Below are 14,411 nucleotides of genomic sequence, written 5' to 3' on the forward strand. Positions count from 1 at the left end.
GGGTGGTGGCATCGGAAAAACAACAACGGCTGTGAATTTGGGAATTGACTTGGTAAAGTAAAAAAAAAGTATTACTAGTGGATGCAGATTCGCAAGGAAATTTGACAGATTCTTTGGCAATAGAAAACTAGACAGCATTCCTGTTCTTTAGCTACTCTAGGTTCATCATGAGGCTCCATTAACAAGTAAGGAAGTTGGTAATTGCTATGGTTACCATAGTACCCTTTTATTGTTTTTTGCTTTTCAGGAATTATGTTGATGAATACTTACACTGTAATCTTTATAGTTAATAATTCAACTGTGTCAACTTTATTAAATCTCTTCTCCAAGTAAATAACCTACAGAAATCTCCAAAGCCTTCGCAATCATCACTACTTCATAATCCTGAACAAGACGATATTGACCCTCAAGACGAGAAAGACTGGTCTGACTGATATCTAAACCCAATGTTTGCAATCTGGCAAGGAATTCACGTTGTTTGATTCCTTTGCCTTTACGGATAGCTACGACTCGGGAACCGATAATATTTTTGTCGCCAGGTGGTTCTTGTCTATGCTTCATTATGTACACCCCTCATTTCAACCAAATTGTATGAGAAATAATGGTTGTTTTAATGCGGATATCGAATTAAAATAAAATAAACCGATAATCGCATTAAAAATGACTGCTCATGTCTAGCATTAACAAGACATTGCGTAGTTAGACCCATTAGAGAGGTGGATGTATGAGCCGGTTGCTTGACTTATTGGAAGAGGAACGGCGCAAGCTTAATCAGCTTGGAGAGGCATCCTTGAAGCAAGCGATTCCGTTATGGGACAATCCGGAGGTTCAGGAACAGAGCCGGAGGGTGGATGAACTGGTGGCACGAGTGAGTGAAATGAAGGCGAGACATAGCCGAGTTGCACGATGATGAGCGAGGTACATAATGCGTAGGGGAGGGGAAGCAATGGATTTTCCACGGTGGATGCAACGAGCGATTCAAGCAAGACTGAATGAGGTGACTGCCCGGATTGAACATGATTCTGAACTGAGTCGAGTACGTGGGGGAACAGACGAAGCGTTTGAAGTTTTGTTTGCAGGTAAGGATGTCGAGCAGACACCTGAATATATCGAGTGGGAGAATCGTTATATTGTCAGCAAAGGCATAGAAAATGAGCAGTTGTACATGCAGGGACTACGAGATGGCATTCAGCTCACAGTATCCTTGTTGGGTCAGTCGATGCCAGAGGAGACCGATACAGAGGCTTGATCCACTAAGGCGAACCCATAAGTCAGGGGAAGCTGCCTCGATCTTAACTTAAAAACTGGAGCGGAAGCGTGAATCTATATAAGTTGAACTAATCATTTACACAGAAACGGAGAGGACAGAAAAAACCTGAAAAAGCGAAGCGTTCGCCTTTATCACCGGATTTTCCCCTTGAGAAAAGGGAATCAAAAAAATCTGGGGATAACAGCGATTGGAAGGTTATTCTGTCATCGGAGTGTACATGTGAATATATCTTTAGTTCAACTTATATAGCGCTTCCGCTCCGGTTTTAATGCTCTACTTTTCCAAATTCTAAATTCTAAATTCCAAATTATTACTTATATTCAGATTGTAACGTTATATATGTATACACCTGTACATCATGAATTAATTCTGCGAAAGGCTTGGGAGGAACTGATAAGGAAAGGAAGGCGTTAATGATGTGTTAAGCTTTAAAGAAACAAAGGTAAAAGTGAGGTATGGTTATTATGAAAAAAAGATCTAAATACTTAATCTTGCTTTTTATGTTTACTGCGATTGTGTTAATTCTGCTTTTTTTGAATACCAACAAGAATGAAGCCAATGAGCCAGTGGTTAATGGCAATATTATTCAAGTTAAAAACTTTGATCTGGATGCCAAATCAACGAATTTAAAGACAATGACACAAGGAACGATTTTCGTTGAGGGTGAGAAGGAGCATATTGATCATATCAAAATAGTAGCACATGTAGAGATTGGCCCCGCTGACTGGGGTGGTGTTGCATTTTATATCCCTGATCAATGGAGTGTCTCAAGTATCACCAGCAGTTATCCTGAACATCAATCGAAGTTGAAGCCTGCTGATTATGTATCCACCTGGATGAATTCTTCTGATGACTCTTCATGGCGCACGATGATTGAAATTGGGAGAGAACGGAATTTTACAGCAAATGGCGGAGGTACTGGAACGATTGTGATCGATTTAAGTCCGGATAAAAAGGGTGTGTCCCCCTCTAATTCATTAAAAATTGGTATTGAGGTTGGGTCAGAAGAGAAAGATGGAAAGAGAGTTATGGGTACGGATTCTGTTGAAGTTCCTGTATTTTAACGAATTTAATTATTCTTTAGTTTGGGAAACGATTACTAAGGGACTGTCCTAAATGAATTTATATAAATGAAGAGGATTCAGGAGCTATAAATGCTCAAAGGAAAGTTTTCCAAAACGAATTTTAGATTAAAGCTGGTTAACTTGAATAAGAAAACAAGCCGAAGCGATGGCAATGCACGCTTCGGCTTGTTTTTTCATTCTTTTATTATGACCCGTGTTACTTCTTCAATTCTTACTTCGCACTTACCGACTTAAACCAATCATTCACTTCTTGCGTGATCTGGTCACCGCCATTGGATTTCCAGTTGGCGACAAATTGGTCAAAGGCATCAACTGGCAGTTTGCCGTAGATGATTTTGTTGAAGGTTTCCATTTCGGACTGGCGGAGCAGGTTCCATTTGGATACCATCGTTGGTGTGGCAGCGCCAGTGAAGTAGTTTTGTTTACGAATGTCGATCTGCGACATCACGACTTTGGCAGCGTCCCAGTTTTCGGGTTTACGGAACTCAGCCATTTGTTTCTCGTAAGGCGTTTCGGGCTTCTCGCCGTTAGCCAGTTTCACGAGCGTTTTCATATACAGATCCGGGATACGTGCTGGACCAGTCAGGAACGGAAATTCGTTGGAGAAGTCTTTGATCTTCTCTCTGTTACTGGTCGGCTGTCCATCTACGATGTCCCAATCGTAGCCTTTAGCGAAGCCGTGTTCATATTCACTGCCCGCAGCGGGGTTCGCCAGGTTATCGAGCAGATAGTTGTAGTACAGGAAGATCGCTTCGGGATGTTTTGCATCCTTGTTGATCATGATACTCGCGTTGACGCCAGAGTTCTGCCACTTCGTTCCGATTTTGCCATCTGGACCTTCTGGAATGGGATAGGCTTTATAATTGGCGTCAGGTAAGTTCTTGATGAGGTCGGGAGCAGGCCAGTCTGGAACCCAGTTGGCACCAGGCAGAATACCTGCGGCACCTTTGGTCCAGCTTTCGGCTGCTTTACGTTCGTCCCACAGGGCGGAGTCGGCATGGATATATCCTTTTTCCATCCATTCACTCAGCTTGGCAAGGGCTTGTTTCGCACCGGGATTAATGGAGCCATATTCCAGATTGCCATTGGCGTCCTTGTTCCATTGCTCTTGTACTGTTCCGTATGCGCCGAATAACCAGTCGAGCGAGCCCATCCAGGTATTCGTATTACTTTTCAGCGAGATAGCTAATGGGAAAACTTCATTTGGAGATAGGCCATCCGGATTCTCATTTTTGAATTTATCCATGATGTTCTCCAGATCCGCGATAGTCTTAGGAGCCTCCAGATTCAGCTTCTCCATCCAGTCTTCTCTAAGCCACAGCAGGGTATCGTCGTTATCGGTGTACTCCATGATTGGCATATTATATTTCTTGCCATCCTTGGTGAACGGATACCAGAGCTCGGGATGCGCTGCCGCATGATCCTTGAGCGTCTTATTCGCATACTTGTCAAACAACTCATCAATGGCAATGAATTGACCGGAGTCGATCAACTGATTGGTCAATACGGCATTGGTGGGTACAGTGACGAAATCAGGCAGTTTCTCACCAGAGGCGACAGCCAGTTGAAGCTTCTGTCTGTATTGATCATCATTGGCTGGATACCAGGTATCTTTATGTTTCATGCCCAGCGTTTCGAGCATCCAGCGATCGTGAACGTTATTTTCTTTGGTATCGCCTTGAACGTATTTCTTAGGCATCAGCACGGAGCTGAATTCGATGGGTGGATCGTATTTACCTTTGGCAAAAGCAGCTTCTGCTTCAGCTGAACCGACAGTTCCCGGCGTATTATCTTTGGTACCATTCTCATTGGCTGTTTCGCCACTGCCGCATGCAGTGATTGTGATAAGTGCGATAACCATGAGCAGTGACCACCATGTTTTGAATTTGATCATTGTTCAATCCCCCTACGGTGTATGATCTTTACTAGTGTAACTGTACCAATTCGGCGGGGAGGGTATCTATATGAGTTTGTTAGTTTCGATAGGACTCTCTTATGCAATTAATGCTGGTCTCGGTACTCTTGTGGTGTAACGCCAAACTGGCGCTTGAACACTTTGATAAAATAAGCAGGGTCCATATAGCCAATCTCCATGCTGATTTCATATACTTTTTTGGTGGTCGTGACCAGCTTGTGACAGGCCCGATCCATTCGCAGGCGCGAGATATAGTCACTGATACCTTCGCCCGTTTCGATCTTATATATCTTGGACAAATGGGTTGGATGCAGATTGACATGATCCGCAAGTACACGCAAGGACACATCCAGATGCAGGTTTTTATCCGTAAAATCCTGAATTTTCTTCACATACTCGGAACGGATGTCCTTGATCTCGTTGGATGTGCCTTCCTTGAGTTTGCCAAGTACACTGAGTGACCATTTCCGCAGTTTGCTGATGGTAGAAAAGGCTTCCCCGCTCTGAATCGACTCAATATCGTTGCCCAATAAGTTAGCGAGCGTAAGCCTGTTACGGTGTGCAAGATTGGTGAACGAAGCTGTAATTAAAAAACCAGCCTCCATACAATGTTCCCATGATTCCGACCATTTCTCATCCAGCTCTGCACAGACGGCGCGTATTTTCTCTTCTGCGGCATCCCACTGTCCGCTTTCCAACAGATGAATGAAAGTGGGCGGAGTATAAAGTACATCAAGGGGGCCTTGCGCAGCGGGCGAATCCACATCACTGACCCGCATCACGAATTCGCGCTCGTCTCCGACAATTTGCCGGAAATATGCGGAGGCCTGACGAAAACGATCATATAGCTGATCGGGAAAAGGGAACCACTCGGTGATGACAATGGAGAGGGAACCCTTGAGAAACTGCTTGACCTTAGACTGAAGCTGTACAGACAGCTTCTCCAGTATGGTTTCTTTTCCAATGTCGGTATCGTTTTCTTTCAGTTGAAGCAGAAACACCAGATATCCATGCTCCTCCTTCACGCCCCACACTTCCATAAACTCACCCATAATCTCTTCAGCCATGTTGATAACCGCATATTCAAGCAAGGTTTGATCGTTATTATCATATTGCCCGAATTCTTCTTCCATCCGTACAAGCATGAACGCAGCGTCACCAGCGTGGAAGGGCAGTGCGTAATTAGCAAGCTTTCGTTCCCATTCACCGGTGGCAAACCGATGCCCCTGCAACGCCTCCAGCAGCAGTCGTCCGCGCAATAGCGGCAGATTCTCCCGCAGGGTAAACTGGGTGCGGGTGAGGGAGCTGATGAGTTCCCATTCACTCTTAATCTGGTCAATCGCCTTCTGCACGGCGTCCAGCAAATCCTCGTCCATCGGGGGTTTCAGCAGGTAATCCACGGCCCCGTATTGGAGGGCTTTTTTGGCGTATTCGAATTCGGAGTACCCGGATAAAAGGATGCATTTTATTTTTTTGTCGCGGACGCGGATGCGTTCGATCAGTTCTATGCCGGTCATTTCGGGCATCTGAATGTCTGAGATGACGATGTCAATCGGGTGTGTATCGATCAGTTGCAGGGCTTCTCGGGCGGAGTACGCCTTATGTACCTGCTCGATGCCCAGTGTATGCCAGGGCTTGGTCATGGACAGGTTATCTACCCAGTGTGCTTCATCGTCTACGATGATCATCTGCATGTTGTTTGTCTCCTCGGTGGCTGAACTAAGACATATTTACACTTGCCACTCCGATGACAGAATAACCTTCCGATCGCTGTTATCCCCAGATTTTTTTGATTCACTTTTTCAAAGGTGAAAATCTGGGGATAAAGGCGAACGCGTTGCTTCTCCAGCTTATTTCTGTCCTCTACGTTATCGTGTAAATGCTTCGTTCAACTTAAATAGTTCGACTTGTATTTTTTATGTTGTATCTTCTTTAGGAATCTCCCAGATGATCTCGGTGCGGAAACCGCCGAGTGGGGAGGGACCAAAGATGAGGCAGGATTGATGGCCAAACAGGTGCATAACCCTTTGATTCGTATTCCAGAGACCACAGCCCATTTCCTCCTGTAGTGATTCCTGCATTTTGAGATTTAACGCTTCGAACTGCTCCGGGTTCATGCCGGGTCCGTCGTCATCAATATATATTTTACAGAACCCGTCCGACATTTCCCCGCTAATTCGAATCTCTCCAGATGAATATGACTTCGCCACACCGTGAATGACGGAGTTCTCAACAATCGGTTGCAGCATGAGACGGGGCACAGACTGTCTTAGCATCGGCTCAGGGATATCAATATAATACTCAATCCGACTGTTTCGTAGCTTTTGAATATCAAGATAGTTAACGAGCAGTTGAATCTCATCCTGTAGAGCTGGCGTCTCCCGTTCGGTGCGGGTGGTATAGCGGTAGTAGGCACTCAGATTATGCGCCATCGAGACGACGGCTTTTTCGTCCTTCATTTGGGCCATGTTAATGATATAGCCAAGACAATTGTATAAAAAATGAGGATTGATCTGCGCCTGAAGCTGCTTGAGCGTGGCTTCTTTGGCCCGGATTTTCTCATGGAACACATTCTCGATCAGGTCCTGAATCTGATGGGACATATCATTGAATCGTTGAAACAGAAATGAGAATTCATTCTGATTTTTACTATAGAGCCTTACGGAATAGTCGCCATTCTCTACGCGCCGGAGACCCTTGATCAGCTTTTGGATCGGATATTGAACGTTTCTGTACAAGAGAATGGAAGCGGAAATGCCTACCACCAGCAGCAGGATCATAGAGATATAGAACAGGTTCTGACTGAGCGAGATCGGTTGCAAAATCTGATAAAGCGGCACCACGTCAACCAGATGCCAGTCCAGATAGTCGGATTTCACGGAGCTGACGAGATACTTTTTGCCACCCAATTCGACGACATCCTGTGTGGTACTCTCCGGGGAGTGGTCATCCAGATAACGATCGAGCTCTGTGGAGAGTTGCTGGTCTGCGCTGCTGTTTAGAATGGGGGCATTGCCCTTGTGATACAAGAAGGGGTCACCTTGTCCACCCGCCTTGTACGTATCCAGCATGCTCTGGATGTTCTCGTAGCTGAAGCTGGCTTCAATGACCAGGTTGCTGCCCGTCAACATGCCCGGCTGCGCCAGGGAATCCGTAAAGAACCAGTAGAAGGATTGCAGCCCGCCCTTCGCTTCGGTGCTATGATCCCCATAGGTCCATTGTCCACTCATGTTTCTTTTCAAATAAGCCTCATCATAGTCCGTTGATCGGTTGTAGTTGGCGATGACATCTTCATTCTGCTGGGAATACACCGCGTAGCGGGTGGGCCACAGGTCGGTAACGCCGGTTTGCAGCACCATTTTCTCCTGAATGGCATACCGAGTCTGCATCTGGTCATATCGATCATCCCACATATTCAGTCCGTTGAAGGCTCTGACATTTGGATCACGGGACAGAATCAGGCTGAAATCCATCATCTGAGCGATGCGGGCATCAATTTGACTTGCCAAAAAGGTAAGCTGCTTTGTGTTGGAAATCTGTAGCTCTTTGCTGACGACATTATAAGTGACGCGGTTTGAATAGGTGTACATGATCATAATGGGGATGAACAGCACCACAATGAGGGTATTTATTTTCGCAAACAGACTAAACCGAGACCGAGCTGCTCCTCTAATTGGCATAAAACGCTTCCATGTATGCATACAAGTCTCCTTTAAATTCGTGTGTAAATAACCTCTTCAGACGAGATTCCTAACAAAACCCTATCCAGCCTAACAATGTTATATAGTCAGACCTGAGAAAGGCCTGATACTATTTATAGCAGAGAACATGAGTACACACAAAAACTTTTTTTTGGGAACAGGAGCGCGCTATGGAGGCTAATATGGAGGCAAAGCGGGTACCTCAGGCAAACGTTGGAAGCAAGCCAAAGAGAACACGGAAAAAGGCTTACAAACAACCATGGATACTCCACTTGATGGTGCTGCCGGCGGCGATTATGGTATTTATTTTTTCGTATATACCGATGTCTGGTATTCTGATGGCGTTTCAGGATTATAAGCCTGCACTGGGCTTTTTCAACTCGGAATGGGTGGGGCTGAAGCATTTCAGGTACATGTGGGAAAATGATTACTTCCTGCAAATTACGTGGAATACGCTGTTCTTTGCCTGCTCCAAGATTGTGATGAACCTGATTATTCCGTTTATATTTGCATTATTGCTTAATGAGGTTCGGAAGATGGCGCTCAAAAGAACGATTCAGACGCTGGTGTACCTGCCTCACTTTCTGTCATGGGTTACACTCTCAGGCATTCTGATCGACATTCTGGCCCAGACGGGCATCGTCAATCAGTTCCTGACCTCGGTGTTCGGCATTAAGCCGATTTTCTTCCTGGGCGATGGCAGCTGGTTCCGATTCACGGTTATTGCGAGTGATGTCTGGAAGGAATTTGGATTTAATACAATCATTTTCCTCGCGGCATTGTCCGGTATTAATCCGGCGCTGTATGAAGCGGCTGAAGTGGATGGGGCGGGACGATGGAAACAAACAATGTTTATTACCATCCCGGCACTGATTCCGATTGGCATCGTAATTGCCACTCTGGCACTGGGTAATGTGCTCAACGCCAACTTTGACCAGATCTTTAACTTATATAGTCCGTTGATTTTCCAACAAGGAGATATTATTGATACGTTTGTGTATAGAGAGGGTCTGCTTAGTGGGCAGTTCAGCTTCGCTACCGCTGTGAATCTGTTCAAGTCGGTGATCAGCCTGATCCTGATTGTGATCTCTTATCGACTGGCTTACCGATTCGCAGGGTACAGAATTTTCTAGAAAGGATGACGACAGATGTACCATAAAACAATGCCTTATCGCATATTCAGCATATTCAACAATGTGTTTCTGACCATCCTTTCGCTGCTCTGCCTGCTGCCGTTATATCATTTGCTCATGGTATCGCTTAGCGCATCTGCACCTGCCAATGCCGGGCTGGTTACACTCTGGCCGATTGGTTTTACATTAGAAGCGTACACGAAGACGTTTGCGAATACCAACTTTCTATCTTCCTTGTGGGTGTCCGTCCAGCGGACGGTGCTTGGTACAGGACTTGCATTAATCGTCAATACGATTGCAGCCTATGCACTCTCCAAGGAGACGCGCGTATTCCGTGCACGGAACATCTATCTCTGGTATTTTGTGATCACGATGTTATTCAGCGGTGGCCTCATTCCGGGATATATCCTGATTCTGAAGCTCGGCCTGATGAACACGTTGCTGGCCTTGATCCTGCCAGGATTGGTTGCCGTGTTCAACATCATTCTTCTGCTGAATTTCTTCCGTACGGTTCCGAAAGATCTGGAAGAAGCTGCCTTTATTGATGGTGCAGGACACTTGCAGACGTTTATTAAAATTTATCTGCCGGTCTCCATTCCCGTTATTGCAACAGTTTCCCTGTTCATGATGGTTGGTCATTGGAACGCGTATTTTGACGGAATCATCTACATCCGTGATGCGGAAAAATTGCCTCTCGCGACATTCATGCAGACGATTATCGTTCAGGCCGACATGTCGAGGCTTGATCCGGAACTCGTCGCCAATCTTTCCCAACGCACGATTCGCGCATCGCAGATCTTTATCAGTGCGCTGCCGATCCTGCTGGTATATCCGTTCCTGCAACGGTATTTTGTAACCGGGATTGTGGTTGGGGCTGTGAAGGAGTAGTTCGTAGTTTAACGGTTAGAATAGGGCTGTGAAAGAGGAGCTACTGAACTGGGGAAGGCCAGGGAGGTGGCTTCTTTTTGTGTGGAAAAAGAAGTTACCCATTTGTAGTGCACTACCTTTATTTGAATAAAATGGTACGATAGAAACAATGAAAGAGATATTGATATCCTTTTTCATTTATATAGAGTTGTGTACGAAGTGCAGAAGTTATGGTTACCCTAGAAAATTTTCCAAACAATAGCTTATCCTAACGTAGATCTCATGCTTTTGCGTGAAAGGAGAAATATCAATGATTCAAAATTACAACTCATGGTCCGTTTGTATATCAAGTGACTTTGAATTGAATTTTTTGATCTATGTAGCGAGTGCGTATGGCCTTCTTAAAGAGCAGATCAATGAGCAAAATGCATGGCCATCCAGGCAAATAGAAGAATCAGGTCAACTTCATCGAAAACTAGAAATACAATGGAAATCTTTCTGGGATCGTAGCATTTCGAAAAAAGCTCATAAAAATAATAATCATGCATCATTTGTTCTCGGATCGCCCCATTTTGAGTTGGTTGAACAACAAGAATTAAGGGAAGCATTTATTAATCTATGGCCATCATTTATTAGTTGGTGGAACATGCCTGCGGGTGGTCAAAATGCCATGCAGTACTGGGAGGACAAACCCGATCTTATACGTTATATTCAAGAATTTGAAGATGAAGTGGGTAGAAAAATTAAAACATTTCATTTAAATATTGAATTAATCTATATGGGCTCTAGTGAGCCGATTGAAGTGAATGAAGAATATATTATTATGCCAATCGGAATTGAATACTTATTGAAGAAGGATTGGTGGATAAGTAGATTTAAAGAACGATATTAAGACGTTATACGGAGCTCTATCCTTCGATAGAGCACAAAATATATTGATGATTGATCAGCGAATCAAGGTAAGGGATACGGTTAAGAAATGGTGATAAAAGTAGTTGAATATGCGAGGACTTTTCCACGTGGAAATTGGCAAGTGATGAAGTGCAGGTTATATTAACCTTGTATCTGCGAGTTTACATAGATTAATGGAGGGATCAATATGTTTCCTTTTCAAGTCAATGAATCAATTGAAATAAATTTAATCCAACTGAAAGAACGAGATGAGTTGTATGTGTTAGTTGATGAGAACAGAACACATCTTCGAGAGTGGTTGCTCTGGGTAGATAAACGACAATCACCAAGCGACTTAGATTCAATTATAGCGATGTGGACACAAAATTATGAAGATCGAAACGGATTTGACGCGGGGATATGGTTTAATCATAAATTGGTTGGGATGATCGGATTGCATTACATCGATTGGAAGAATAAAGCAACCAGTATTGGTTATTTTTTAGCTGAGTCAGATCAAGGGAAAGGGATTATTACCAAGTCAATTAAAGCACTACTTCATGTTCTGTTTTCTGAATTAAAGTTAAACCGAGTCATTATTCAATGTGCAGAGAATAACCATAGAAGTAGGGCGATACCCGAAAAAATTGGTTTTATAAACGAAGGTATTTCCAGAGAAGCGCAATGGATTTACGACCATTATGAGAATATTGTGACATATAGCATGTTATCCAGTGAGTGGCACAATTAAATACCACTAGTTGGAGGAAGTTGACAGCAGCGTTTAACATCTCGTTGGAGCATGGGTCTGTGGATAGATTTTAAAAAGATATTTCAACAAAATAATTAACGAAAGAAGGATAACGCACATGATTAACATTAGATTTGTGTCAAGTGAGGATATCCCCCACATTCAATCCATAGCTCATAAAACATGGTTATACACTTATGAAGGTATTTACCCAAAAGACTACATTCAACATTTTCTAAGTAGCGCTTATTCGACTGACAATCTAAGTAGATCTGTAGAGAAAGAGCTTCAAAACGCCAAACGAAATTTTTTGATTGCTGAATTTAATGGTGAAGTCGTTGGATATGCTCAAACCTGTCAAGTGAGTGAAGAGCAATATGAATTACTAAGAATCTATGTGCGACCTGAATTTCACAAAATGGGAATAGGGAAAGGCTTTGTTCATGAATTTATTCAAGTTCTAGCCCCAATCAAGAAGCTTTTTGCTTGGGTGGCACAAGAGAATCATATAGGAAGATCATTTTATGAGAAGAATGGGTTTAAAGAAGTGGAGGAAAAGACCGAAACAATAGCAGGGCAGAGCAAAACGCAAATTAAATATGATTTGGATATTACTAATTAATAGGTTGTAATCTTCTTTTTATGGACTTAATTAATTTTTATTAGTCACTAATTTAGAAGTGGATAATTAATATGTAAAAAGAGATTTTACTATGTGAATTAAATTAATGTTACATTCAGGTGGAAAAAAATTGAAAGAATATTATCGAGGTACTGAACGAATCTCAAACCAAAGTATGAATACTCTACTAAAGCCGTTGCCCATACACTCCCAATCCTGTTATAATTCTGGTATATCTATTGCATTGGGGGTTATACCGTGGCAATATTGGCTGTGCCGGATTGCTCGTTCGCTAGAAAGGCCTTGCGCAAAGCCTGATAGGGGCGGACTTTGTGTAGGGCGCGACGAGAAGAAAATCGATCGCCCTGAAAGAATCATAATGTTGCATCCCGCAGGCTTTGCACCTTACTTTATTTCCTAATAAAAATAAGGGGCTGAACGCCATGCAAACACCATTTATTCACAATCATCAATTTAATTTTATTCACAGACAAGCTGATTTCCTACTCAAAACGCTGCGCTCGGTCGTAGATCGTAAAGTATTGGAAACCGTCCGTTATACGGTCGGCACAAATGCAGTGGGCATCTTCAAAGAACTGACTTCGGAACAAAAGCAACTGCTGGAGCAGTTATCCACGTATGACACGGCACATGAACTGCAGACGTATCTAAACCAAGTCGAATCACATCTGATTCCATTTCCGCAAATATCGGCAAAGCAGATTCAAAAGCTGTTTCCGAAGGCAAAGAAGCTTAAAGTGCCGGATCTGGAATTAATCGATTACGCGCATACAACCTATCTGAGATGGACCGACATTGCGACCAACCGCTTGTTCATCGTGTACCCATACGAAGGCAAGTTCCTTGGTATTGAGGGGCGAATTACAGCCACGAACAAGAAAGGGTACTGCATGTTTTGCCATCGCCATCAGGAGCTCGGATTCTTCAACGTGAAGACCAAGAGTTATACGCCGGATAACATTTCTTCCGTTGCCCAGTACGTATGCATGGATAACACGGCTTGCAACCATAGTATCACCGATACCACCATGCTGGAGAAGTTTCTTCTCTCGACAGTGAAATAATGCAATGTACACGAAAAGGTCGCTCTTCGGAGCGACCTTTTTACCATGTTAAAGCGAAGTTGTTCTAATTACCCTAAGCGGGAGAGGTTAACTCGATAGTTAACGTGTTTTCTTTTCCGCAAAGAAGGCTTCAAGCCACAGACATTGAAACAGATCTTCATACCTCGAGGCGTGATACCTTTATAGAGTCGGAATATCGTTGGCATAGTTCAGTCCCAAGTGATGCGCATGGTTCAGCAGTGCCTCATAATGCTCAGGCTTGGATTCCAACGTTTCATATATAAACTCAACCCTCGATTGGGACACGCCACAGTAATCGGCAATACCCACATTGAGCAGATTGGCGATCGATTGCCCATAGTTGCGCTTCTGCATCTGTTCTTCCGTCACACCGGAAAGAGCGATCCACAATATCTGCTGATGAGGAAGTTTGTTCGTGCCGTAGGCAAACCCGTTGTTCATGACACGATCCACATAGCCTTTCAACATGGCTGGCAGATGCCACCACCAGAGAGGAAATACAAAAGCCACAGCATCGTGCTTCTTCAATCGCTCCATCTCCGTTTCAACCTCGGGCGAGAACACCTGTTTTTCTTGGGTATAGTCCGGTTCATCCATGTCTCGGAGAATTGGGTCAAACCCAATCCCATGCAAATCCAATATCTCATAACCGTGACCAGCCTCGGCAAGCCCCTTTACAAAACGATCGGCAACCTGGAAGGTCAGGGAATCTTTTCTCGGGTGGGATACTACAACTAGTACGTTCATCTTAACTTTCACTACCTTTCTACATTGGGGTCTTGTAGCCATAAATCAATGGCTGATGCTATTATAAACAGGTATGAAAACATCTGGAAGTACGCACTTTGATGTTCTATAGGAAGAATGAAGTGCCATAGGAACATCAAAGTACCCTAATTTACTGCCTCGAGATGGGCTTAAATAACGGATGAAGAGAAGAAAGTAAGCAGTACAAATAAGTTAGAGGAAAGAAACATGAAGGTAATGTTTTCGCCTCAGCCAGAGGTTAATGAAGGAGGGATGAACGTTGACGGAACATGGAAAAACGAGCGCTCCAAAGAAATATAAAG

14 protein-coding genes are annotated in these 14,411 nt (G+C 43.8%); 9 read left to right on the forward strand and 5 right to left on the reverse strand.

What is annotated here, in order from left to right; all coding sequences use genetic code 11:
* Positions 1 to 312: 312 nt before the first annotated feature.
* Positions 313 to 561: a helix-turn-helix domain-containing protein gene (locus tag ACR32F_RS07795; RefSeq protein WP_440117693.1), complete on the reverse strand. Its 249-nt coding sequence runs from the start codon at positions 559 to 561 to the stop codon at positions 313 to 315.
* Positions 562 to 724: 163 nt separating this feature from the next.
* On the opposite strand from ACR32F_RS07795, the gene ACR32F_RS07800 reads away from it, so the two are divergent.
* The 3 genes from ACR32F_RS07800 (at position 725) to ACR32F_RS07810 (ending at position 2,334) form a co-directional block, all read left to right on the forward strand.
* Positions 725 to 910 carry an aspartyl-phosphate phosphatase Spo0E family protein gene (locus tag ACR32F_RS07800; protein WP_440117695.1) on the forward strand — a complete coding sequence of 62 codons (186 nt, stop codon included), beginning with the start codon at positions 725 to 727 and terminating at the stop codon, positions 908 to 910.
* Between the two features lie 36 nt (positions 911 to 946).
* Entirely contained in the window at positions 947 to 1,249 is a 303-nt protein-coding gene (locus ACR32F_RS07805) for a hypothetical protein (RefSeq protein ID WP_440117697.1), read from the forward strand.
* A gap of 485 nt (positions 1,250 to 1,734) precedes the next feature.
* Positions 1,735 to 2,334, forward strand: a complete 600-nt coding sequence (locus ACR32F_RS07810) for a hypothetical protein (RefSeq protein WP_440117699.1) — start codon at positions 1,735 to 1,737, stop codon at positions 2,332 to 2,334.
* Positions 2,335 to 2,566: 232 nt separating this feature from the next.
* Here ACR32F_RS07810 and ACR32F_RS07815 read toward each other — a convergent pair whose 3' ends face one another.
* The 3 genes from ACR32F_RS07815 to ACR32F_RS07825 form a co-directional block, all read right to left on the reverse strand.
* On the reverse strand, positions 2,567 to 4,249 hold the full coding sequence (locus tag ACR32F_RS07815; RefSeq protein WP_440117701.1) for an ABC transporter substrate-binding protein: 1,683 nt from the start codon (positions 4,247 to 4,249) through the stop codon (positions 2,567 to 2,569).
* 107 nt (positions 4,250 to 4,356) lie between these two features.
* A complete protein-coding gene (locus ACR32F_RS07820; protein ID WP_440117703.1) occupies positions 4,357 to 5,964 on the reverse strand; it encodes a response regulator transcription factor in 1,608 nt (535 codons plus the stop codon).
* 222 nt (positions 5,965 to 6,186) lie between these two features.
* On the reverse strand, positions 6,187 to 7,971 hold the full coding sequence (locus ACR32F_RS07825; RefSeq protein ID WP_440117705.1) for a cache domain-containing sensor histidine kinase: 1,785 nt from the start codon (positions 7,969 to 7,971) through the stop codon (positions 6,187 to 6,189).
* Positions 7,972 to 8,153: 182 nt separating this feature from the next.
* On the opposite strand from ACR32F_RS07825, the gene ACR32F_RS07830 reads away from it, so the two are divergent.
* The 6 genes from ACR32F_RS07830 (at position 8,154) to ACR32F_RS07855 (ending at position 13,320) form a co-directional block, all read left to right on the forward strand.
* Positions 8,154 to 9,104 carry an ABC transporter permease gene (locus ACR32F_RS07830; RefSeq protein ID WP_440117707.1) on the forward strand — a complete coding sequence of 317 codons (951 nt, stop codon included), beginning with the start codon at positions 8,154 to 8,156 and terminating at the stop codon, positions 9,102 to 9,104.
* Between the two features lie 15 nt (positions 9,105 to 9,119).
* Complete coding sequence (locus tag ACR32F_RS07835; RefSeq protein WP_440117709.1) at positions 9,120 to 9,992, forward strand: carbohydrate ABC transporter permease; 873 nt, start codon at positions 9,120 to 9,122, stop codon at positions 9,990 to 9,992.
* Between the two features lie 289 nt (positions 9,993 to 10,281).
* Complete coding sequence (locus ACR32F_RS07840; RefSeq protein WP_440117711.1) at positions 10,282 to 10,863, forward strand: hypothetical protein; 582 nt, start codon at positions 10,282 to 10,284, stop codon at positions 10,861 to 10,863.
* Between the two features lie 207 nt (positions 10,864 to 11,070).
* On the forward strand, positions 11,071 to 11,613 hold the full coding sequence (locus ACR32F_RS07845) for a GNAT family N-acetyltransferase (protein WP_440117713.1): 543 nt from the start codon (positions 11,071 to 11,073) through the stop codon (positions 11,611 to 11,613).
* 118 nt (positions 11,614 to 11,731) lie between these two features.
* The gene (locus ACR32F_RS07850) at positions 11,732 to 12,235 is read left to right on the forward strand and encodes an N-acetyltransferase family protein (protein WP_440117715.1); all 504 of its coding nucleotides are present in this window, start codon (positions 11,732 to 11,734) and stop codon (positions 12,233 to 12,235) included.
* A 443-nt stretch (positions 12,236 to 12,678) separates the two neighbouring features.
* Positions 12,679 to 13,320, forward strand: a complete 642-nt coding sequence (locus tag ACR32F_RS07855) for a FusB/FusC family EF-G-binding protein (RefSeq protein ID WP_440117717.1) — start codon at positions 12,679 to 12,681, stop codon at positions 13,318 to 13,320.
* 180 nt (positions 13,321 to 13,500) lie between these two features.
* Here the strand turns inward: ACR32F_RS07855 and ACR32F_RS07860 are convergent, their stop codons facing one another.
* A complete protein-coding gene (locus tag ACR32F_RS07860; protein WP_440117719.1) occupies positions 13,501 to 14,088 on the reverse strand; it encodes an NAD(P)H oxidoreductase in 588 nt (195 codons plus the stop codon).
* Between the last annotated feature and the right edge of the window lie 323 nt (positions 14,089 to 14,411).

It is taken from the genome of Paenibacillus hebaui (assembly GCF_051934385.1).
Classification (GTDB): Bacteria; Bacillota; Bacilli; order Paenibacillales; family Paenibacillaceae; genus Paenibacillus.